The sequence below is a fragment of the Yoonia sp. 208BN28-4 genome (assembly GCF_037543925.1).
GTDB lineage: Bacteria > Pseudomonadota > Alphaproteobacteria > Rhodobacterales > Rhodobacteraceae > Yoonia.
In genome coordinates, this window is the sequence record NZ_JBBIFY010000002.1 from 111,399 (window position 1) to 131,241 (window position 19,843).

Annotated in this window: 20 protein-coding genes; 9 read left to right on the forward strand and 11 right to left on the reverse strand. The window is 59.3% G+C overall.

What is annotated here, in order from left to right:
* Positions 1 to 18: 18 nt before the first annotated feature.
* From V8J84_RS06605 to V8J84_RS06615, 3 genes are all read right to left on the reverse strand, one after another.
* On the reverse strand, positions 19 to 1,326 hold the full coding sequence (locus V8J84_RS06605; RefSeq protein WP_339929317.1) for an alpha/beta hydrolase: 1,308 nt from the start codon (positions 1,324 to 1,326) through the stop codon (positions 19 to 21).
* Positions 1,327 to 1,425: 99 nt separating this feature from the next.
* Entirely contained in the window at positions 1,426 to 4,758 is a 3,333-nt protein-coding gene (gene carB / locus V8J84_RS06610) for a carbamoyl-phosphate synthase large subunit (RefSeq protein ID WP_339929319.1), read from the reverse strand.
* Between the two features lie 75 nt (positions 4,759 to 4,833).
* Positions 4,834 to 6,066, reverse strand: a complete 1,233-nt coding sequence (locus V8J84_RS06615; protein WP_339929321.1) for a cyclopropane-fatty-acyl-phospholipid synthase family protein — start codon at positions 6,064 to 6,066, stop codon at positions 4,834 to 4,836.
* A gap of 141 nt (positions 6,067 to 6,207) precedes the next feature.
* Between V8J84_RS06615 and V8J84_RS06620 the strand changes: the two genes are divergently transcribed.
* Together V8J84_RS06620 and aspS are read left to right on the forward strand one after the other, a co-directional pair.
* On the forward strand, positions 6,208 to 6,885 hold the full coding sequence (locus V8J84_RS06620) for an HAD family hydrolase (protein ID WP_339929323.1): 678 nt from the start codon (positions 6,208 to 6,210) through the stop codon (positions 6,883 to 6,885).
* A gap of 102 nt (positions 6,886 to 6,987) precedes the next feature.
* Positions 6,988 to 8,841: an aspartate--tRNA ligase gene (gene aspS / locus V8J84_RS06625; protein ID WP_339929325.1), complete on the forward strand. Its 1,854-nt coding sequence runs from the start codon at positions 6,988 to 6,990 to the stop codon at positions 8,839 to 8,841.
* A 53-nt stretch (positions 8,842 to 8,894) separates the two neighbouring features.
* Here aspS and V8J84_RS06630 read toward each other — a convergent pair whose 3' ends face one another.
* Complete coding sequence (locus V8J84_RS06630) at positions 8,895 to 9,371, reverse strand: hemerythrin domain-containing protein (RefSeq protein WP_339929327.1); 477 nt, start codon at positions 9,369 to 9,371, stop codon at positions 8,895 to 8,897.
* 153 nt (positions 9,372 to 9,524) lie between these two features.
* Between V8J84_RS06630 and V8J84_RS06635 the strand changes: the two genes are divergently transcribed.
* From V8J84_RS06635 to V8J84_RS06645, 3 genes are read left to right on the forward strand one after another with little or no spacing between them, the layout of a single operon-like run.
* Positions 9,525 to 10,901 carry a DUF1800 domain-containing protein gene (locus tag V8J84_RS06635; protein ID WP_339929329.1) on the forward strand — a complete coding sequence of 459 codons (1,377 nt, stop codon included), beginning with the start codon at positions 9,525 to 9,527 and terminating at the stop codon, positions 10,899 to 10,901.
* A 2-nt stretch (positions 10,902 to 10,903) separates the two neighbouring features.
* Positions 10,904 to 12,106 carry a DUF1501 domain-containing protein gene (locus tag V8J84_RS06640; RefSeq protein ID WP_339929331.1) on the forward strand — a complete coding sequence of 401 codons (1,203 nt, stop codon included), beginning with the start codon at positions 10,904 to 10,906 and terminating at the stop codon, positions 12,104 to 12,106.
* 27 nt (positions 12,107 to 12,133) lie between these two features.
* Positions 12,134 to 12,841 carry a GNAT family N-acetyltransferase gene (locus tag V8J84_RS06645; RefSeq protein ID WP_339929333.1) on the forward strand — a complete coding sequence of 236 codons (708 nt, stop codon included), beginning with the start codon at positions 12,134 to 12,136 and terminating at the stop codon, positions 12,839 to 12,841.
* Here the strand turns inward: V8J84_RS06645 and V8J84_RS06650 are convergent.
* Positions 12,792 to 13,562 carry a response regulator gene (locus V8J84_RS06650; protein ID WP_339929335.1) on the reverse strand — a complete coding sequence of 257 codons (771 nt, stop codon included), beginning with the start codon at positions 13,560 to 13,562 and terminating at the stop codon, positions 12,792 to 12,794. The two genes, V8J84_RS06645 and V8J84_RS06650, sit on opposite strands and share 50 nt — an antisense overlap.
* Before the next feature lie 154 nt (positions 13,563 to 13,716).
* On the opposite strand from V8J84_RS06650, the gene mce reads away from it, so the two are divergent.
* Both mce and V8J84_RS06660 read left to right on the forward strand, forming a co-directional pair.
* A complete protein-coding gene (mce, locus tag V8J84_RS06655; protein ID WP_339929337.1) occupies positions 13,717 to 14,121 on the forward strand; it encodes a methylmalonyl-CoA epimerase in 405 nt (134 codons plus the stop codon).
* Positions 14,122 to 14,213: 92 nt separating this feature from the next.
* Positions 14,214 to 14,501 carry a DUF1467 family protein gene (locus V8J84_RS06660; RefSeq protein WP_339929339.1) on the forward strand — a complete coding sequence of 96 codons (288 nt, stop codon included), beginning with the start codon at positions 14,214 to 14,216 and terminating at the stop codon, positions 14,499 to 14,501.
* On the opposite strand, the gene V8J84_RS06665 is transcribed toward V8J84_RS06660, so the two are convergent.
* The 4 genes from V8J84_RS06665 to V8J84_RS06680 are packed head-to-tail and all read right to left on the reverse strand — an operon-like array spanning position 14,488 to position 17,164.
* The gene (locus V8J84_RS06665) at positions 14,488 to 15,177 is read right to left on the reverse strand and encodes an EI24 domain-containing protein (protein WP_339929341.1); all 690 of its coding nucleotides are present in this window, start codon (positions 15,175 to 15,177) and stop codon (positions 14,488 to 14,490) included. The two genes, V8J84_RS06660 and V8J84_RS06665, sit on opposite strands and share 14 nt — an antisense overlap.
* A complete protein-coding gene (locus V8J84_RS06670; protein ID WP_339929343.1) occupies positions 15,174 to 15,752 on the reverse strand; it encodes a nitroreductase family protein in 579 nt (192 codons plus the stop codon). Before V8J84_RS06670 ends, V8J84_RS06665 begins: the two co-directional genes overlap by 4 nt.
* A 37-nt stretch (positions 15,753 to 15,789) precedes the next feature.
* Entirely contained in the window at positions 15,790 to 16,890 is a 1,101-nt protein-coding gene (locus tag V8J84_RS06675; RefSeq protein ID WP_339929345.1) for a class II histone deacetylase, read from the reverse strand.
* Positions 16,891 to 16,924: 34 nt separating this feature from the next.
* Positions 16,925 to 17,164, reverse strand: a complete 240-nt coding sequence (locus V8J84_RS06680; protein WP_339929347.1) for a hypothetical protein — start codon at positions 17,162 to 17,164, stop codon at positions 16,925 to 16,927.
* A gap of 179 nt (positions 17,165 to 17,343) precedes the next feature.
* On the opposite strand from V8J84_RS06680, the gene V8J84_RS06685 reads away from it, so the two are divergent.
* Positions 17,344 to 18,099: a M48 family metallopeptidase gene (locus tag V8J84_RS06685; RefSeq protein ID WP_339929349.1), complete on the forward strand. Its 756-nt coding sequence runs from the start codon at positions 17,344 to 17,346 to the stop codon at positions 18,097 to 18,099.
* On the opposite strand, the gene V8J84_RS06690 is transcribed toward V8J84_RS06685, so the two are convergent.
* Together V8J84_RS06690 and trhA are read right to left on the reverse strand one after the other, a co-directional pair.
* Complete coding sequence (locus V8J84_RS06690; RefSeq protein WP_339929351.1) at positions 18,096 to 18,410, reverse strand: CBU_0592 family membrane protein; 315 nt, start codon at positions 18,408 to 18,410, stop codon at positions 18,096 to 18,098. The two genes, V8J84_RS06685 and V8J84_RS06690, sit on opposite strands and share 4 nt — an antisense overlap.
* A gap of 276 nt (positions 18,411 to 18,686) precedes the next feature.
* Positions 18,687 to 19,322: a PAQR family membrane homeostasis protein TrhA gene (gene trhA, locus V8J84_RS06695; RefSeq protein ID WP_339929353.1), complete on the reverse strand. Its 636-nt coding sequence runs from the start codon at positions 19,320 to 19,322 to the stop codon at positions 18,687 to 18,689.
* Between the two features lie 148 nt (positions 19,323 to 19,470).
* On the opposite strand from trhA, the gene V8J84_RS06700 reads away from it, so the two are divergent.
* A complete protein-coding gene (locus V8J84_RS06700; protein ID WP_339929355.1) occupies positions 19,471 to 19,833 on the forward strand; it encodes a diacylglycerol kinase in 363 nt (120 codons plus the stop codon).
* Positions 19,834 to 19,843: the final 10 nt, after the last annotated feature.

A 19,843-nucleotide genomic window follows, 5' to 3' on the forward strand; every position in this document is an offset into this window, starting at 1 on the left:
GTCCAACGGGCCGCTGCGTTACGGGACGGCAATCGCCCAGTAGGTCCCGTCGGGATGGTCACGCGGCACCAGCATCGGGCGTTCATCGGCAGGCAGGCGGTTGTGCACCACGTCGAAGATATCATCGATGATCGTCGCGTTATCGCCAAAGTAAGTGTGTCCGAAAAAGTCGCTTTCTGCACCCGTCGCGTCCACAATCTCGATGCCATCAACAAGGATGAGCCCGTCGCTACTGTCGCCCATCCGTGTAAAGCCCCGCGCCGCCCGCGACGCTTTGAGCGCGCTGTCCTCGGATGACGCGTAAAGCGTAATCGCGGCTTGCTCCATCGCGTCCAGACGTGGGGCGATATCGTTCACAAAGACCTGCTTGTCGATGTCGGGTGCGGCCAAGATCAGCGTGCTGATCCTGTTCGTGACAGGCGTGCCTTCGGTGACCAACTGTTGCAGCGCCTCTGACAGAACGCGTGTTCCCATGGAGTGTGCGATTAGGATGATATCGGGGCTATCGGGCAGCGACCCGAGATCGCCAAGAACCTGTTTCATCACGCGGATGGACTGGTCGGCGGCTGTGTCGTCCGTGAAATAAAGCCCTGCCTGCGCGCGACTGGGCCAGCTGTAAAAGAACGCGGCCCCGTCCCAGCCAAGATCATAGGTCATCTGCCCCATGCGCCGCGCCGCCTTGTCAAAGCTGGTGTTATAGCCGTGCACATAGACCAGCACCGCACCGTTGCCTGTGCTGGCTTGCGCGTTGATCTGTGCCAGAATCTCTGCGGTCGGGCGCACGTCGAGCGTTTCGACAAGGACATGGCTTTCGGGGTTCGGGGCCACGATAAATGACATCAGCCAGTTCTGGCTTTCCAGCACGCCCGCTTCGTGATCGCGGGGTATGGCCACCAAGGCATCGCCGTACACCAGATCACCAACAAGACCGGTGAAACGATCAGGAATATCTGCATCTGCATCCATCACGCGGTTTGTGGCGAAGTTCACCAGAACGGTGGCGTAATCACGTTCGTCCGTGGCCTCTATGATCACCGGTTCTGCGACAATGACGGGCGCTGGCGCGATAATGACCGGCTCGGGCGGCGGGGCTGCGGTGCGCGGTTGTGTAGTGGTGCGCGGTGGCACGCTGCGCGGCACCGCGGGTGGCTCGCTCCCACGCGCGATATCACCGCCATCCCATGGGGGCGGTGTCTCCGCCGCAGTGCCAACAGGTGTGCGCTCAGCGCTTTGGCTGGTGTCGCCAGCCGTCATGACAAATATGCCAACGCCGATCACAGCGATTGCAAGGCAGGCGATAACAATTTGGATAATGCGCGACGACATGGCGGAATGACCTGCAAAGACTTAAACGACAATGGGCGCAAGCCTAGTGACCTGCGCCCAGTCGGTAAAGTCAGGATGCCATGACCCCGCGGGGGGCGGCTAGCCCTGCAACGCGCGCACGTCCACGTCGCCTGCCATCCGCTCTTTCATGGCCAAGGCCGCGGCGTGGGATGCGGCGGCGGTGGTGAAGTATGGGATCTTGTCATAAAGGGCCACGGCGCGAATATCGCGGCTGTCTTCAACCGCTTGTGCGCCTTCGGTGGTGTTCATCACCAGCGCGATGTGCCCGTCTTTCAGGCGATCCACGATGGTCAGCCCGCCCTCGTAGACTTTGTTCACTGTCTCGCAGGCAATGCCCTGTTCCGTAAGCCAGCCCGCTGTGCCACGTGTGGCCGCGATGGTCAGTCCAAGGTCGGTCAGGATGCGTGCGGCGTCGGCCATGTCGGCGGATTTGTCCATGTCCTTGATCGACATGAACACGCAGCCTTCGGTTGGCAGGTCTACGCCAGCGCCCATCTGCGCCTTAAGAAAAGCGCGGGCAAAGTTGCGGTCCCAGCCCATGACCTCACCGGTTGAGCGCATCTCTGGCGACAAGATCGTGTCAACACCGGGGAAGCGGGCGAAGGGCAGCACGGCCTCTTTCACGCTGAACCACGGAGTTTTCGGATCGGCCAAGGTGAAGGCGTCGCCCAGCGGCAGTACATCCATCGGGTTGTCGGTCTCGGGGTAAGGCGCGCGCTTGGGGAAGTTCGACAGCGGCTCACCTGCCATGAGGCGAGCAGCGATCGACGCAATGGCGCTGTCTGTGGCTTTGGCCACAAACGGCACAGTGCGCGATGCACGCGGGTTCACCTCAATGAGATAAACCTCATTGTCTTTCACAGCGAACTGGATGTTCATCAGGCCCACGACGTTCAGCGCCTTGGCCAAAGCCTCGGTCTGCTTGCGGATCTCAAGGATGATGTCTTCGGGCAGGCTATGCGGCGGCAGCGAACAGGCGCTGTCGCCCGAGTGCACGCCGGCTTCTTCGATATGCTGCATGATGCCAGCGACGTGGGTGTCGGTGCCGTCTGAGAGGCAGTCCACATCGACTTCGACCGCGCCAGATAGATAGCTATCGAGCAGGACGGGCGACTTGCCAGAGACCACCACAGCCTCGGAGATATAGCGGCGCAACTGGTCCATATCGCGCACGATTTCCATCGCGCGGCCACCCAGAACAAAAGACGGACGGATCACGAGAGGGAAGCCGATGTCTTCCGCAATCGCAAGCGCCTCTTCATCCGTAGACGCGATCCCGTTGACCGGCTGCTTGAGCCCCAGTTTCTGCACAAGCTGCTGGAAACGCTCGCGGTCTTCGGCCAGATCAATCGCGTCAGGCGTTGTGCCAAGGATGGGGATGCCCGCGTCATGCAGCGCATTGGCGAGCTTCAGCGGGGTTTGCCCACCGAATTGAACGATCACACCGTGCAGCGTGCCGTTGTCCTGCTCGACCCGCAGGATTTCCATCACATGCTCGAACGTCAACGGTTCGAAATACAGGCGATCCGATGTGTCGTAATCCGTCGAAACTGTCTCGGGGTTGCAGTTGATCATGATCGTCTCGTACCCCTGATCGGTCAGGGCGAAACAGGCGTGACAGCAGCAATAGTCAAACTCGATACCCTGTCCGATCCGGTTTGGACCGCCGCCAAGAATGACGACCTTTTTACGATCCGAAGGTCGCGCTTCGCATTCCGCGTCACCCATGACGGGCGTCTCGTAGGTAGAATACATGTAGGGCGTCTGGGCCTCGAACTCGGCGGCGCATGTGTCGATCCGCTTGAACACAGCGTTGACGCCAAGGTTCTGACGCGCACGGCGCACGTTATCTTCGTCACGGCCAGTCAAAGTGGCAAGGCGCGCATCGGTGAAACCGAGCATCTTGATCGCGCGCAGGGCGTCTTCGGTCGTGGGCAGGCCGTTTTTGCGGATGTCCGCCTCTGCGTCGATAATCTCGCGGATACGGTCAAGGAACCACGGGTCAAACTTGGTCACGGCCTGAATATCGTCGTTCGACAGCCCGTGGCGCATCGCCTGCGCAATCACGCGGATACGATCCGGCGTTTGCTTGGCCAGCGCTTTGGTGACGGCGGCCGCGTCAGGCGCACCGGGAATGTCGATTTCGTCAAAGCCGGTCAGGCCCGTTTCCATCGACGCCAGCGCCTTTTGCATGGATTCGTGGAAGGTCCGGCCAATGGCCATCGCTTCGCCCACGGATTTCATCGCAGTGGTCAGGTACGGTTCTGCGCCCGCGAATTTCTCGAAGGCGAAACGTGGGATTTTGGTGACGACGTAGTCAATCGTCGGCTCGAACGATGCAGGCGTCACGCCTGTGATGTCGTTGTCCAACTCGTCGAGCGTGAAGCCGACGGCCAGTTTCGCGGCGATCTTGGCAATCGGAAAACCCGTGGCTTTCGACGCCAGCGCGGAGGAGCGGGACACGCGCGGGTTCATCTCGATCACAACCATGCGGCCATCCGCGGGGTTCACAGCCCACTGCACGTTTGATCCGCCTGTTTCGACGCCAATCTCGCGCAGCACGTTGATGGAATGCGTGCGCATGATCTGGTATTCTTTGTCTGTCAGCGTCAGGGCAGGGGCCACAGTGATACTGTCGCCTGTGTGCACGCCCATCGGGTCCACATTTTCGATGGCGCAAACGATGATGGCGTTGTCGGCCTTGTCGCGGACAACCTCCATCTCGAATTCTTTCCAACCCAGCAGCGACTCGTCCACAAGGATTTGACCCACGGGTGAGGCTTCCATGCCCGTCCGACAATAGTATTCATACTCTTCGCGGTTATACGCCACACCACCGCCGGTGCCGCCAAGGGTAAAGGCGGGGCGGATGATTGCGGGAAGACCCACGTATTCAATCGCGTCGATGGCAAGTTGCAGGCCTGCCTTGATATCGCGCTTGCCGTCGTCCAGCTTGGGCGCTGTGATGATTGTCGCCTTGGGGTTTTCGATCCCCAGACGGTCCATCGCGTCGCGGAAGAGCTTGCGGTCTTCGGCCATCTCAATGGCTTCGCGCTTGGCGCCGATCATCTCGACGTTGAATTTTTCCAGCACGCCCATGTCGGCCAGCGCCAGCGACGTGTTCAAGCCTGTCTGCCCGCCCATCGTCGGCAAAAGCGCGTCGGGGCGCTCTTTCTCGATGATTTTGGCGACAACCTCTGGCGTGATCGGCTCGATATATGTGGCATCCGCCAGCCCCGGATCGGTCATGATCGTCGCGGGGTTGGAGTTCACAAGGATGACGCGATAGCCTTCCTCGCGGAGCGCCTTACACGCCTGTGCGCCGGAATAGTCGAATTCGCAGGCCTGCCCGATAATAATAGGGCCCGCGCCGATAATCATGATCGACTTAATATCATCACGTTTTGGCATGGCGGCAGCCCCCTCATATGCAAATTGTCCTGCGTTATAGGGATGCACGGGGCGGGTGCAAGGGGGGATGAAGGCTTAATATGGCAGAGGAATAAACTGCCTGTTGGCCGGATCACTTATATAGTCGCGCGTCGCAGGCACGTCGGCCATATCGTGCGCCATCTGAAGCTGGAAATTACACTGGTTGCCATAATAGAAAACCGCTTCTGTGCCAGACAGATAGTACCGCCACATGCGTAAAAATCGCGCGTCATACATCTGGGTGATCCGTTTGGCGTTTGCCTCGGTGCGCATGCGCCATTCGTGGATCGTTTTGGCATAGTGCCCGCGCCAGATCTCCATATCGGTGATCTTCAGACCCTCTTTCTCCATCACTGGCAGGACTTCTGACACCGCCGGGGCATAGCCTCCCGGGAAGATGTATTTCAACATCCACGCAGACGGCAGGGCAGGTGGCGTGTTGCGCATCACGCAATGGGTCAGCGCCACACCACCGGTATTCAGCAGCTTTTTGACCTGCCCAAAGTAGTCGCGAAACTGTGTCACGCCCACATGCTCTAACATCCCAACCGTGACGATCCGGTCAAAATTGCCGCGCATCTTGCGGTAATCGAGCAATTCATAGCGCGCTTTGTCGCCCAGTCCTTCGGCTTTTGCGCGGTCGTTGGCATAGGCCGCCTGATTGACGGAAAGCGTTATGCCGGTGACATCCGCGCCGTAATCGCGTGCTAGCGTGCGACCCATGCCACCCCAGCCGCAACCGATATCGAGCACCTTCATCCCCGGTTCAATCAGCAGCTTTCTGGCGATGTGGTGCCGCTTGGCGATCTGCGCGTCCTCCAGCGTCAGACCGTCCTTGTAGAAATACGCGCAAGTATACTGGCGATCCTCATCCAGAAAGAGCGCGAATAACTCGTCCGTCAGGTCATAGGAGTGGGCGGCGTTCCTGCGGCTGGAATGCGGTGTGTTCTTCTGGATGACCGATTTGAGCGCCATCTGCCCTTTCGTCATCGCCTGAACCCAGCGCGGCAAAAGGGTGATGTCGTAGTTGATGAAAAGCAGACATTGCAGGGCAAACAGATCGTCGGTTTCGATTAGCCCTTCGGTATAACCTTCACCCAGCGACAATTCCGGCTGTAAGCACAGCCTGCGGACAATCACGGGATCGGTCAGCCGCATGTGCGCCTCAAGCCGTGGGCTGCCATTATATGTCGACTTTCCGCCATCGGGCCATTCAACCGTGAGGCATCCCTGACGGATCAGCCTCGCTAGCGTCGCGTCCAATGTGCGTTGCCAGAAATTGCTCATCGAAATATCTTTCGTCCAATAATTTCCATGGACTAGCACATTTGCCCCATTCCTCAAAATTCGGGCGTCGTTTCGGGCTTGGAACCAATCACGGTCAAAACGGTTAGGCTTTCAATTGCCCTCGCGTAAGGAACTGCTCCCATGACCTACCAAGCCATTTTTTTCGGTGCGATTGGCACCATCGTCGAGACCACCGAAATGCAACGACGTGCCTTCAATCTGGCCTTCGTTGAAGCGGGCGTGGATTGGTATTGGGCCCCTTCGGAATACGAGGAAATGCTGAAAAAATCCGGTGGGCAAGCGCGCATCCAGCGATTTGCCGATCATCTGGGTGAGACAGTAGATGCCGCACAGCTTCATGCAGATAAGGTGCGCATCTTCGGCCAATTGATGCGCTCCGAAGGTCTGACCTTGCGTGACGGTGTGCGCGACGTGATCGACAGCGCAAAGAACGAGGGCATGAAAATCGGCTTTGTCACCAGCACCGGCAAAGATCAGTCAGATGCCATTTTTGAAGCGCTTGGTGACAATCTGAACCAAGACGAATTTGATTATATCGGCGACGCGAGCAAAATCGAAAAGTCCAAGCCTGCGCCTGACATCTACCAAGACGCGCTTAAGGAACTGGGCCTGTCTGCTGATGACGTGCTTGCCATCGAAGATACTCCATCATCCGCCGAAGCTGCGGTGGCTGCCGGTATCGAAACAATCGGTTTCCCTGGCGAAATGACAGACGAAACCGCATTCCCGCGCGGCGTGCACATCGTCAAGATGCTGACCCCGATGGTCCTGCAAGACAAACTGCTAGCAGCCGAGTAAGCAATCCCGCTCCGTTTGGGCATGCAACCGACCAGCGGCGCTTGACTTCACGAGGCGAACAAGGTGTATCGGGCGGGATATTTTACGCCCGAGGATGACACCATGCACGCCTATAGAACCCACACCTGCGCAGAGCTGACAGCGGCCAATGTCGGCGACACCGTCCGCCTGTCCGGCTGGGTCAATCGCGTGCGCGATCACGGCGGTATCCTGTTCATCGACTTGCGCGATCACTATGGCATCACGCAAGTGCTGTGCGATCCGGATTCGGCTGCGTTTTCCGAAGTGGAAAAGGTCCGGTCCGAGTGGTGCATTCGCATTGACGGCGAGGTGAAAGCCCGCGACCCTGAACTGGTCAACGCCAAGCTGCCGACAGGCGAGGTTGAAGTCTTTATCCGCGACATCGAAGTGCTGGGTGCGTCCAAGGAATTGCCGCTAATGGTGTTCGGCGATCAGGAATATCCTGAAGAAACACGCCTGAAATACCGCTTCCTTGATCTGCGTCGCGAGGCGATGCAGGAAAACATGAAGCTGCGCTCTGACGTGGTGGCATCCATGCGTCGCCGTATGTGGGACACAGGCTTCCGCGAATATCAGACACCGATCATCACGTCGTCCTCCCCCGAAGGCGCGCGCGACTTCCTGATCCCGTCGCGCCTGCACCCCGGTAAATTCTACGCGCTGCCGCAAGCGCCGCAGCAGTTCAAACAGCTGTTGATGGTGTCCGGCTACGACAAGTATTTCCAGATCGCACCGTGTTTCCGGGATGAAGACCCGCGCGCTGACCGTTCGCCGACAGATTTCTACCAGCTTGATCTCGAGATGTCGTTCGTCGAACAGCAGGACGTGTTCGACACGATACAGCCCGTGCTGACTGGCATTTTCGAGGAATTTGGCGGTGGTCGCAAAGTGGACCAGACGTGGGAACAGATCAGCTACCGCGACGCGGCCCTTTGGTATGGCACCGACAAGCCCGATCTGCGTAACCCGATCAAGATGCAGGTTGTTTCCGAACACTTCGCAGGCTCCGGCTTTGCGATTTTCGCCAAACTGCTGGAGCAGGACGGCACCGAAGTGCGCGCCATTCCCGCCCCCAAAGGTGGCTCGCGCAAGTTCTGTGACCGCATGAACGTCTTTGCGCAAAAGGAAGGTCTGCCCGGCATGGGCTACATCTTCTGGCGCGAAAAGACAGCGGATGCTGTGGCGCAAGAACTGGGCATCACAGTGAAAGAAGCGCAAGCCAAGCTGAAATCAGGCGAGGTTGAAGGCGGCATGGAAGCGGCTGGCCCGCTGGCCAAAAACATCGGGCCAGAGCGGACAGAGGCGATCCGCCAGCAACTTGGCCTCGGTCTTGGCGATGCGGCGTTCTTCCTTGGTGGCAAACCAAAGGCGTTTGAAGGCGTTGCAGGCAAGGCCCGCACCGTCATCGGGGATGAGCTTGGCCTGACCGATACCAACCGTTTTGCCTTTGCGTGGATCGTGGACTTCCCGATCTACGAACAGGACGAAGAGAGCGGCAAGATCGACTTCGAACACAACCCGTTCTCCATGCCGCAAGGCGGTATGGACGCGCTGAACGGCGATCCGCTTGAGGTTCTGGGTTACCAATATGACCTTGCCTGCAACGGCTATGAACTCGTGTCGGGCGCGATCCGGAACCACAAGCCGGAGATCATGTTCAAGGCGTTTGAAATTGCGGGCTATGGCAAAGACGAGGTCGAGAAGCGCTTCGGCGGCATGGTCAACGCGTTCCAATACGGCGCGCCGCCCCACGGTGGCTGTGCTGCTGGTATCGACCGGATCGTGATGTTGCTGGCCGATGCCTCCAACATCCGCGAGGTCATCATGTTCCCGATGAACCAGCGCGCCGAGGACCTGATGATGGGTGCCCCGAACGAGCCGATGAACGAACAGTTGCGCGAATTGCGCCTGCGCGTTCTGCCACCTGAAAGCTGAGCGGCGTAAACCGCAAATCAAAAGCCGCGCCCAAAGGGTGCGGCTTTTGCGTTTCAGTCTTCCAGACTGTCTTCGCGTTTCTCGTCGATCAAGCCACGCTCTTCGGCTTTGCGCTTTTCAAACCGGTCGCCAAAGCCCGCGATCTCGTCCTCGGGGATGACCTCTTTAGCGCGACCAAACACCTCGTTCTCTTCTTCTTCCATATGGTGATCGTAGTCATGCTGAAGCGTCTTGAATTTGTTCAGCCAGCCCGACGATGACATATCCATCTCGTTCAGCTCTTCCATCAGATCATCCAACTGCTGATGTTCGTGCACAGAGTGGCGGGCCGCATCTTGCCCCCATGTCTTTGAAATCAGCTTGGAATAAAACGTCTCTTCCTCGGCTGCGGCATGGCTTTTCACGTCATGATAGAACGCATCCCAAGCCTCTTTCCGTTCATCGCTTGCACCCGTGGTGTCGGCGATCCGGTCCATCAGTTTGCGGTGTTCGTCGTGATCCGCTTTGATTGCGGCATAGATATCGGCCATTTTGGGTCCTCCGGCGTATTTGCTGTTACGCCTCACAGGCGCATTTATGTTGGACCAACGCGTTGAACGGCAAAGAGTTGCCACAGTGCGATCGGGCGATGAAACATCGGCTAAGATGACCTATGTTAAACGTAACAACCGCACAGGTTCTGCATGAGCTTTGACCCCACCCTTGCCGCGTTTCGCTTTGGCACCGGCCTGTCGCCGCATCATCCGGCACCGGCGGTTATCACAGATATCATGGCCGAGCTTGTCGGTGACGATGTAATGGCCGCGCTGCACCGTATCCCGCCCTATGCGCAGGCCGCTCCTAGTCTGCTGGCCCTGCAAGAGGCTGGACGCGCACGCAATGCCGCCAACGGCACCGATCAACAGGCCGCCGCCGAAGCCTATGAACAGACCATCAAAGACCTTGCCCGCACCCGTCTGGCCCGCAATCTAGCCGCCGACATTGCCCGTATGGTCGATGCCCCCGTCGGATTTCTGGAACGTCTTGCGCATTTCTGGGCTGATCACTTCACCGCCAAGGCCCGCACCGGCAGCATGCGCCATCTGGTATCCCCCTATATCGAAGAGGCAATCCGCCCGCACATCGCAGGGCGATTTTCGGATATGCTGCAAGCGGTCACCTTGCATCCGATCATGCTGATCTACCTGCAACAAATTCAGTCAGTCGGCCCCAACAGCGCAATTGGATTGCGGCAGGCCAAAGGCCTGAACGAAAATCTCGCCCGCGAGCTTCTGGAACTGCACACCTTGGGTGTTGGCGGACCCTACACGCAGGCCGATGTGACCCAGATGGCCGAACTTTTGTCCGGGCTGACTTATCACCAGATTGATGGTGTCGTGTTTAACGCCCGCCGTGCGGAGCCGGGGTCGGAGACGATCTTGGGCGAAACCTATAGCGCAGACCCTGCGATTTCGACGATCACGGATGCACTTGATGATCTTGCGCGTCACCCTGCCACAGCAGCCCACCTTGCCCGCAAGCTGGCCGTGCACTTTGTGTCCGACACGCCGGACGAGGGTCTGGTCACTGCGCTGTCCGAGACATTCCTTGCGACAGATGGCGATCTTTTGAAAGTCGCCCGCACCTTGCTAGACCATCCCGCGGCATGGGCCAAAGAGCGGGCGAAGGTGCGCAGCCCGCTAGAATTTATCGCGGGATCTTTGCGGGCGCTGGGTATGACCGGCGCGCAGATCATGGCGCTTGACGATCAGACGGCGCGCGGTGTGTTTGATGGGCCTTTGCGCGTGATGGGGCAACCTTGGCAGCGCCCGCTGGGGCCTGATGGCTGGCCCGAGGCACCGGATGACTGGATCATACCACAGACGATGGCTGCGCGCATTTCATGGGCGATGCGCAGGCCGGAGCGTCTGCTTCCCACGCTTCCCGATCCGCGCGAATTTGTCATTACGGCCCTTGGCCCCGCGCCTGATCAGGCTGTCAGCTTTGCCGCCAGCGCGGCCGCCAGCACCAGCGATGGCATCGGCGTGATCCTGTCCTCATCCGCATTTCAAAGGAGATAGCGATGAAACGCCGGGCATTTTTGCGCAACGGTCTGATGCTGGGCTGCTCGGCTGCGGCCAGCCCGCTTTTGACACCTGTCACCTTCGCATCCGGTCCGTGGGAAGCGCGATTGGTTGTCATCATCTTGCGCGGCGCCCTCGACGGTCTGGACGCGATCCGCCCGCTGGGCGATGCAAATCTCGCGGCCTTGCGGCCCGGTCTGACTACCGACGACAGCATTGATCTGGACGGGTTCTTCGGTTTGCATCCCGGCTTGGCCCCCATGAAACCGCTTTGGGACGCAGGCGATTTTGGCGCGATGCACGCCGTCTCCACGCCCTATCGCGATAAGCGAAGCCACTTTGACGGGCAGGATATCCTCGAAGCCGGATTGCCCGATCTGCCAAGCGGCGCACGGGATGGCTGGCTGAACCGGATGCTGCAAACCGTGCCGGGTGTGCAGGCCCAGACCTCTTATGCCATCGGGCCAGAGCAGATGCTGGTCCTGTCAGGCGATGCCCCGACCGCCCGCTGGGCCCCGCGCACGTCGCTGCGGATTACACCACAGGCGCGCCGATTGTTGGAATTGGTGACGCATGATGACCCGTTGTTTCGGGATGCCACGGCGCAGGCGGTTGAAATTACCGATCAGTTGTCGCTGGACGCGGACACAGATGCGGCGGGCGCTGCGGCCATGGCTGCCGATCCGATGATGGCCCAAGTTGGTGGCGGCCAGCACAGGCAGTTGGCAGAGTTTGCGGCCGCAAGATTGCGCGGCGCCACACGGATCGCCAGCTTTTCGATCGGGGGATGGGACACCCACCAAAATCAGGCGAATGCCTTGGCGCGCAATCTGGGCCGGCTCAGCGATACAATCCTGACATTGCGGTCCGGCCTTGGCGATATCTGGGGGCAAACGGCGGTATTGTGCATGACGGAATTTGGCCGGACGGCCCGCGAAAATGGCACCAAAGGCACCGATCACGGCACGGGCGGCGCACTTTTGTTTGCCGGGGGCGCTTTGCGAGGTGGTCAGGTTCTGGGCGGTTGGCCCGGTTTGGGAGATGACGATCTTTACGCTGGCCGCGACCTGATGCCTTTGGCTGACGTGCGTGCCGCTGCAGGCTGGACGATGCGCGGCCTTTTCGGGCTGGACCGCACAACAATCGAAACAGCCATTTTTCCGGGGTTGGAGATGGGTATCGACCCGGGCATTGTGGCGTGACGCGGTTGTTGCGAAAGGCACATGAACATGGAACGTCCCATCGGGCCGGTTGTGACCGGTTGGACCCCGCCACCCCGGCCAGAGGGTTTGCACCTGAAAGGGCGCTTCGCGCAGCTTGGTCCGGTGGATGCGCAGGCCGATGCAGCCGCGCTCTGGGCACAGTTTTCCGGTGCAGACTGGGTCTGGGATTATCTGTTTGAAGCGCCACCCGCCGATGGAAACGCTTTTGCCGCTGTGATGCAGGCCAACGAGGATCGGGCGCGACAGCCGTGTTACGTGATCCGGCAAATGGATGATCCAGCGCCGCTTGGCTACGCGTGTTTCTGGACTGTCGTGCCGGAAATGGGCAGCATCGAGATTGGTAACGTCAATCTGTCGCCAGCTCTTCAACGCACACCAGCGGCCACCGAGGCATTTTTTCTGATGACCGACTGGGCCTTTGCAAACGGATATCGGCGGATGGAGTGGAAGTGCAATGCGCTGAACATGCCGTCACGGCGCGCGGCGCAAAGGCTGGGGTTTAGCTTTGAAGGTATCTTCCGGCAGCACCTGATCGTGAAAGGGCGCAATCGCGATACGGCATGGTTTGCCGTGACCGACAGCGATTGGGGGGCGATGCGTGAGGCTTATCAAACATGGCTTTCGGACGACAACATTGGCGCGGATGGGCGTCAGCGCCAAAGGCTTAGCGCGCTGACCGCACCGCATCTTGTGCAACGTGATCCGACCCTGTGACCACGCCAAACGGCCCTGAAGTAGAGAGCCGCCGCTGAACGATGTCATGCAGATCTGTAATCGCAGGGGCCAGCGGGTCACCTGCGTCACGACGCTTTGCCAGTTGGGTCACGACACATACCAATTCATCATCCGAAACAGATCGTGCCACGCCACCAAGGAACTGGGTGACGTAGTCCACGATTTCGCCTGATTGGTCATCGGATAGCACCTGTGCCACATGGCTCAGATCGTCATGGAACGCGATGATGTCCGGCTGCACGACCTCGTCATTCACAAGCCGTGGGCCCGGTGGTTGGCGATTGGCGGGCAAGAATTGCAGGATACGGTTTTGGAATTCACCCAACGATGTGATTGGTTTCTCAAGAAAGTCGTCGGCACCGGCGGCCATGACATCCGCCTTGCGCTCAGGGTCACCGCTTGTGCCAAGGATTACGTCAATGCGCGGTGTCGCCTGGGTCAGGTTGTCAATTAAGGTGGTGCCATCACCATCAGGCAGACCCGCGTCAACGATCAACACGCAGGGTCGGTAGACCTTCAGGTGTTGTTGGGCGGCATATAGGCTGTCGGCCCGTCTGATCCGCGCACCGGACCGCAGGCACAAAAGGCGTAACGCCTCGCAGGCAAAGCGGCTGTCCTCAACCACCAGAACGGTAATACCAAGAAGCGGGCGCATTGCTGTCGCTGGCCGCGCGTGAAAGAAATTCTCCGTCTTGTCCATGTGATGTCCCTTATCCGGTGTGATCGCCTGACGGCGGATAGGTGCATTTGACAGCATTGGCATGAACAGAAGGTTAAGGCCGGGCATCTTCCTTGCAGCGCCTGTCGTGTCACGCCATAAACCGCAATAGTCTAATGCCAAATGGAGCCTTGTGATGATCGGTCGCCTTAACCATGTTGCAATCGCCGTGCCGGATCTTGAGGCGGCAAGCGCACAATATAAATCGATGCTGGGCGCTGATGTGGGCGCGCCGCAGGATGAACCGGATCACGGGGTCACGGTGGTCTTTATCACGCTGCCCAACACCAAGATCGAACTGCTTTATCCGTTGGGCGACGGGTCACCCATTCAGGGATTTCTGGACAAGAACCCATCAGGCGGCATCCACCACATCTGCTACGAGGTTGACGACATTCTGGCCGCCCGCGATCATTTGCTGGCCGAAGGCGCGCGCGTGCTGGGTGGAGGCGAGCCGAAGATCGGCGCGCATGGCAAACCTGTCCTGTTCTTGCACCCCAAGGATTTCAACGGCTGCCTGATCGAGCTTGAGCAGGTCTAGGCGCGTTTTGCCTCTTGCCGGAGCCTCTGGCGGGAATATCTAGACACCCAAGACGCGCAGGGCCATTGCGCCTGATTTGAAAGGTTCATCCCATGGGGATCACATCTGCCATCGTTCTATTCGCCGTGATCTGGTTCATGGTATTTTTCATTGTCCTGCCGCTGCGCATGGTCACGCAAGGGGACGAGGCCGAGATCGTGCCCGGCACCCACGCCTCTGCCCCGTCGCAGCCCATGGTCAAGCGCAAGGCCAAGATCACCACATATTGGGCCATTGGCCTATGGGTTGTGATCGCCGGGATCATCTTTTCAGGCGCGATTACAGTGCGCGATCTGGACTGGTTCGACCGGATGGCCACGCCAGAGGTCAGCGCCGATTAAGCGCATGAAACAGATGGGTAAATGTCGCCGCCCCTAGGATCGGAATGATCAGGTTAAGCAATGGCACGGTCAACGGCGCAACCATCAGACAACCAGCCACCAGAATTGTAAGGCGATGCTTGCGGCGCAAGGCCCGCGCGCCCTCACGCCCGAGACGGCGCATGGCCGCAATCTGGAAATACTCCCGCCCCAGCAGATAGCCGTTCATCGCAAAATGCGCAGGAATCGCAAAGATCAGCAGAAACGGATAGGCTAGCAATATCAATATATTGAGGCCAATCAGCACGCCCAGAAAATTCACGGTGTCGCGCAGGCCATCTGCAATGCTGACACGCGGCACAGGGGGCAGGTTCGGATAATACTTGTCTTCGACAGCCTGTGCGATGTCTTCCAGAAACAGAGACGTCACGGCAGAGGCCACGGGGATCATCAGGATCATGGACAGGAAGATCATGAAGATCGCCGATCCCCAACTCAGCAGATCGCCCAGCCACGTCACCGGCCCGACAAACGGCAATTCGATCGGGCCTGCGGTAATTGATTGCACCAGCCACAACAAAATTGCGTAAGCGCCAACCAGCAGCGCCAGCGTCAGCGCAATACCTAGGATCAACACGCGGCGAAAGCGCGGGTCCGGCAATTGGGCGATGGCCTTGTAAAAGCTGGCGATAATCATGTGTCGATCCAAGTGGTGATTGCGCCCAGATCAGGGCGGGGTCTGTCGGGTGGCGCGGATGTTTCTGTGCCGATGTGGATAAACCCCGCCACAGTTTCATGCGGCGCCAGATCAAGCCCGTCGGTCAGAAATGCGCGGTCATGGCTGGCCCAACCGGACAGCCAGTTGGCCCCCCAACCCGCAGCAAGGCATGCGTTCAACAGTGACAGACACACCGCGCCGGCAGAATAAAGCTGTTCGATCTGCGGGATTTTGTCCGACAGTTTCGGGCTTGAGATGACCGCAACCACCAGATCGGCGCGGGCGAAACTGTCCACGCCTTTGGTCACCTTGTCCGGATCAACGCCCAAGGCCGCCCCGCGGTCTGCCACCAGATCGGCCAGTCGGGTCAGCGCACCGCCGGTCAGCACGATAAAGCGCCACGGTTCCAGCTTGCCATGATCCGGCGTGCGGGCCGCCGCTGTTAGCAAGGTTTCCAGCGTCGCACGGTCCGGCGCGGGTCCCGTCAGCGTCTTTGCGGGTCGTGACCGGCGGGTGAGCAGAAAATCAAGAGCGGCTTGGTTGGGGGCGGGCATCGTTTTCCTCGGCTTTGGACTTGCGCTTTAGATAGGGTCAGCCAAGCGCCTGCGCCAGTGCCGAAAGATGTGTGTCCAGATAAGCGTCAAAGGCGTCGTCAGGCTGGCGCAGGTGAAATACCTCGCCAAAGGGATCGGGTGCCGTGATCTTGCTGCCTGACATCTGGGCCAACACAGCATGGCCGCAAAAGGGGACATAGACCTCTGAATAGCCACCCTCGTGCACCATCACCAGCTTGCCATCGCAAACGTCATCCGCCAGCGCCATTACCTGTTGGCTCATCGCCTGAAACGTGTCCTGATGGGCCAACATCCGGCCCAGCGGATCATTGGCCGCCGCATCATATCCGCAGGCAATGATCAGCACATCTGGCGCATAGGCGCGAATGGCGGGCAGGGCGATGCGCTCCATCGCGGCCAGATATCCGGCATGGCCTGTGCCTGCGGGCAGCGGGATGTTCAAGTTGTATCCCTCTCCAGCGCCACGCCCGCGATCAGCAAACGCGCCGGTGTCCATCGGGTAATTGCGATCCTGATGCAGGGACACTGTAAAAACATCGCCACGATCGTAAAAGATCGCTTCGGTCCCGTTCCCGTGATGCACATCCCAATCTAGCACGGCAAAGCGCTTGGCCTGTCCCGCCTCACGTGCAGCCTCAATCGCGATGGCGATGTTGGCCAGCAGGCAAAACCCGTTTGGCCAATCGGGCAGGCAATGGTGCCCCGGCGGACGCGACAGGGCGTAGGCATTGGTCAAATCGCCCGATAGCACGGCTGACAGAGCGGCCTTGGCCAGACCGGCGGATTGGGCGGCAATCTCGTAACCGCCGGGGCCAAATGGGGTCCTGCGGCCCAACTCTCCACCGCCTGCATCAGAGAGGCGTTTGAATTCATCCAGATAGCTTTTGGGGTGCACGCGCAGCAGATCATCTTGCGTGGCGGGTGGTGCACCGCGCATGGCCAGATCGCCTGCCAGACCAGTCACTGAGATCAGGTTGCACAGGCGACGCTTGCTTTCGGGGCTTTCGGGCAGGCCACCATCCAATGGCTGCACAAGCCCACCCACCGGCAACATTCCAGCGTAGTTGCCGCCGCCGTGCCAGAAGCACGTTTCGTCCCAGAAAAATCCAGTGGTCATGGCAGGCTCCGTATCAGGGTGAATTATAGGGGCGTCAGGGCTTTGATGGCGTGCTGAGATACACGCCTTCGGGCAGGTTCAGCGCGGCGCCGATATCGCGCACCTGCGCGTGTGACAGGGTGATCTGCGCCGTCGTCTCTGTGTCCGGATCATGCTGGATCACCGTCACATCGCTGGCCGAGATGCGCAGCGTTACATCCTTTGCCAATGGCGCGGGCGGTTCGTCAACAAGGGTGATGATTGTGGCGTCAAAGGCGTGTTCGATGGTAAACATGCCGCCAAGCCTAGCGGGATCACGCAGCAGCGCAAGCCGTCACAGCACTGCGCAACAGCCTGCCGAGCAGGTGAATTCTACGTGATTTGCACTGGCCGCCCCTTTGCCACCGCTCTAACTTGTGGTCTGTCACCGGGGGCGGTCCGTCCAGAATACCGTGTGCCGCTGCGGAGACTATGATGCGTTTCAAGACCTTATCCCTGAGCTTTGCCTTAATCGGACTGATCGGATGCGCCGCGCCCACGGGTGACCGTCCGACGATCTCGAAAGAGCCGCAAACCCGCGCGACGCAAGTGAACGCCAACCCGCAGGCCGATCGGATCACGGCCCGCACCGCGGTGCGCAATTTTGTAGAGGTTGTTGAAACCGTTGAGCCTGTGGCCGAGACCGTGTGCCGCAACCGTGCGCCGCGTGGCACAAACTGCGATTTCCGGATCGTTGTGGATGACCGCCCCGGCGCGCCACCCAATGCCTTCCAGACAATTGATGAAACAGGCCGCCCGCTGATCGCCTTTACCATTCCGTTGATTGCACAAAGCCGCAACCGTGACGAACTCGCGTTTATTCTCGCACACGAAGCAGCCCACCATATCCGTGGTCATCTGGCCCGCCAGCGTCAGAACGCGACCGTGGGTGCCGTGGTCTTTGGTCAGCTTGCCGGTGTGATCGGGTCGGGCAACCCCGAGGCCGTACAGGCCGCACAGGAATTTGGTGCAACGCTTGGGGCGCGGACATACTCCAAGGATTTCGAGCTGGAAGCCGACAGGCTTGGCACCATCATCGCAGCACAGGCAGGCTATGATCCGGTGCTGGGGGCAGAGTTCTTTTTTCGTATTCCTGATCCGGGCAACCGGTTCCTTGGGACGCACCCTGCAAATGCCGACCGCGTGCGCGTTGTTCAGGAAACCGCAGCAGGGCTGCGGGGCGGCACCTAGGCCACTGTGCGGTCCGACAATCCGTGCATCTGGCGCAGGGGCGACGGGCGATTGCGCAGACGGATATAAATCGCGACTGATGATATGCCGATCCAGAAGATTTGGATCAGGGCTGCGGCCAGATTGAATGATGTGAACAGCCCGATCAGGACGAACGTCGCTGCCAGCCAGTTGACGACGAAGTATTTGATCGAACAGCTTGTGACACGCTGGAAAGTCAGCATCGTGTAGTTGAGGACGTAAAGCCCGAAGCCCGCGACACCAATGGCGTCGAAGACTTCGGGAGGGAGGGTGCTCAGAAAATGTAACATCGCAAAATTCCGTCCGTATCAATCCAGTGTCCCGCGGCGCGGCGACGGTGGCAAAATGGCCTGTCGCGGTCAGTGGCAGCGGTTGAATAGACATTACGGATGACGCGGTGTGACGTCAGGTCAGGCAATCCGGACTTAGGGGGAAAAACGGGTCAGGTTTCCCCTACCTTATGCAGGGTGTGCCGGGCGCACAGGGTGGTTTGACCAAAAGGAGCCCGCCAAAGCGGGCACATCATGTTTTGATTTGGCGCCTCGGATCAGGCGACATTGCGCCGCTTAGACGGTTGCCACGGCCCCGATGGCAATCGCTGCAAAGAAGCAGGCGGATGCAGCCACGACAAACCCGTGCCAGATCGCCGTCGAGAACTTCATCTTGGCGGCGTAGAAGATCACGCCGAATGTGTAGGTAAGCCCGCCAATGGCGATCAGCGCCAGAACCGATGTGGGCATCACAGGCCAAAGTGACCAGATCAGACCCAAACTCATCCAGCCCATGATAAGATAAAGCGCAGGCCCGAACCGGCCCGGTGTGCGCCAGAAAAACAGTTTCAATGTCATGCCGATTATGGCCAGCGCCCAGACGATACCAAGGATCACGTAGGCAAATGCGCTGCCGACCATCACCACAAGTGGCGTGTAGGTGCCTGCAATTTTCAGATAGATTGCGGCATGGTCAAACCGGCGCAACATGGGGCGCATCTCTGGCCACGGGGTCATGTGATAGAACGCTGATGCGGTAAATGTCGCGATCAGCGCCAGCCCGTAGATGATCAAAGCGACCATCTGCCCCGCGCCGACCATGCTTGCCGTCCACAACAACAGGATCACAGTCCCAAGAACCGAGCCGACAACGCCGATGGCGTGCATTGTGCCATCCGCAATCCGTTCTGACTTGGCATAATCTGGATACATCGGATTTCCCTTTCGCGCTGCAGATCCAAGGTAAGCAGTAACCCATACCGGTCAATTGTTCCCTAAGGTCACAAGGCTGCGACCTTTTTGCTTGGCACGTTGGGCGCGCTGGGCGACTGTAGCGCGGATAACAAAGGGGGCGGCGCAAATGCTCAAGCAGCAACTGATGCGGATCTGGCAACGTGCGATCTGGTCGTGGGACGGCTTTGTACACGTGTGGCGCACCGAAGGGTCGCTGAAGCAGTGGCTGGTTGCCAATGCTGTCTTTGCGGTGCTGGCCTTTGTCCTGCCGCTGTCGGCGGGGGAGCGCGGCCTCGTTCTGATGGGCGGGATCATGGTGCTGGCCGCCGAATGTGTGAACACCGCGATCGAGCGTGTGGTCGATGACATCAGCCTCGAAAAGCGCGATCTGGCACGTCAAGCCAAGGATTGCGGATCGGCCGCCGTGGCCGTGACAGCCATCGCTGTCGGGGTGGCATGGATATGTATTCTGGTCGGGCTAGCTTTTTAATTGAAACTTG

Bases quoted from the DNA above. Each gene is read 5' to 3' on its own strand.
- V8J84_RS06605 (WP_339929317.1), bottom strand. From the start codon at position 1,326: ATGTCGTCGCGCATTATCCAAATTGTTATCGCCTGCCTTGCAATCGCT.
- carB (WP_339929319.1), bottom strand. From the start codon at position 4,758: ATGCCAAAACGTGATGATATTAAGTCGATCATGATTATCGGCGCGGGC.
- V8J84_RS06615 (WP_339929321.1), bottom strand. From the start codon at position 6,066: ATGAGCAATTTCTGGCAACGCACATTGGACGCGACGCTAGCGAGGCTG.
- V8J84_RS06620 (WP_339929323.1), top strand. From the start codon at position 6,208: ATGACCTACCAAGCCATTTTTTTCGGTGCGATTGGCACCATCGTCGAG.
- aspS (WP_339929325.1), top strand. From the start codon at position 6,988: ATGCACGCCTATAGAACCCACACCTGCGCAGAGCTGACAGCGGCCAAT.
- V8J84_RS06630 (WP_339929327.1), bottom strand. From the start codon at position 9,371: ATGGCCGATATCTATGCCGCAATCAAAGCGGATCACGACGAACACCGC.
- V8J84_RS06635 (WP_339929329.1), top strand. From the start codon at position 9,525: ATGAGCTTTGACCCCACCCTTGCCGCGTTTCGCTTTGGCACCGGCCTG.
- V8J84_RS06640 (WP_339929331.1), top strand. From the start codon at position 10,904: ATGAAACGCCGGGCATTTTTGCGCAACGGTCTGATGCTGGGCTGCTCG.
- V8J84_RS06645 (WP_339929333.1), top strand. From the start codon at position 12,134: ATGGAACGTCCCATCGGGCCGGTTGTGACCGGTTGGACCCCGCCACCC.
- V8J84_RS06650 (WP_339929335.1), bottom strand. From the start codon at position 13,562: ATGGACAAGACGGAGAATTTCTTTCACGCGCGGCCAGCGACAGCAATG.
- mce (WP_339929337.1), top strand. From the start codon at position 13,717: ATGATCGGTCGCCTTAACCATGTTGCAATCGCCGTGCCGGATCTTGAG.
- V8J84_RS06660 (WP_339929339.1), top strand. From the start codon at position 14,214: ATGGGGATCACATCTGCCATCGTTCTATTCGCCGTGATCTGGTTCATG.
- V8J84_RS06665 (WP_339929341.1), bottom strand. From the start codon at position 15,177: ATGATTATCGCCAGCTTTTACAAGGCCATCGCCCAATTGCCGGACCCG.
- V8J84_RS06670 (WP_339929343.1), bottom strand. From the start codon at position 15,752: ATGCCCGCCCCCAACCAAGCCGCTCTTGATTTTCTGCTCACCCGCCGG.
- V8J84_RS06675 (WP_339929345.1), bottom strand. From the start codon at position 16,890: ATGACCACTGGATTTTTCTGGGACGAAACGTGCTTCTGGCACGGCGGC.
- V8J84_RS06680 (WP_339929347.1), bottom strand. From the start codon at position 17,164: ATGTTTACCATCGAACACGCCTTTGACGCCACAATCATCACCCTTGTT.
- V8J84_RS06685 (WP_339929349.1), top strand. From the start codon at position 17,344: ATGCGTTTCAAGACCTTATCCCTGAGCTTTGCCTTAATCGGACTGATC.
- V8J84_RS06690 (WP_339929351.1), bottom strand. From the start codon at position 18,410: ATGTTACATTTTCTGAGCACCCTCCCTCCCGAAGTCTTCGACGCCATT.
- trhA (WP_339929353.1), bottom strand. From the start codon at position 19,322: ATGTATCCAGATTATGCCAAGTCAGAACGGATTGCGGATGGCACAATG.
- V8J84_RS06700 (WP_339929355.1), top strand. From the start codon at position 19,471: ATGCTCAAGCAGCAACTGATGCGGATCTGGCAACGTGCGATCTGGTCG.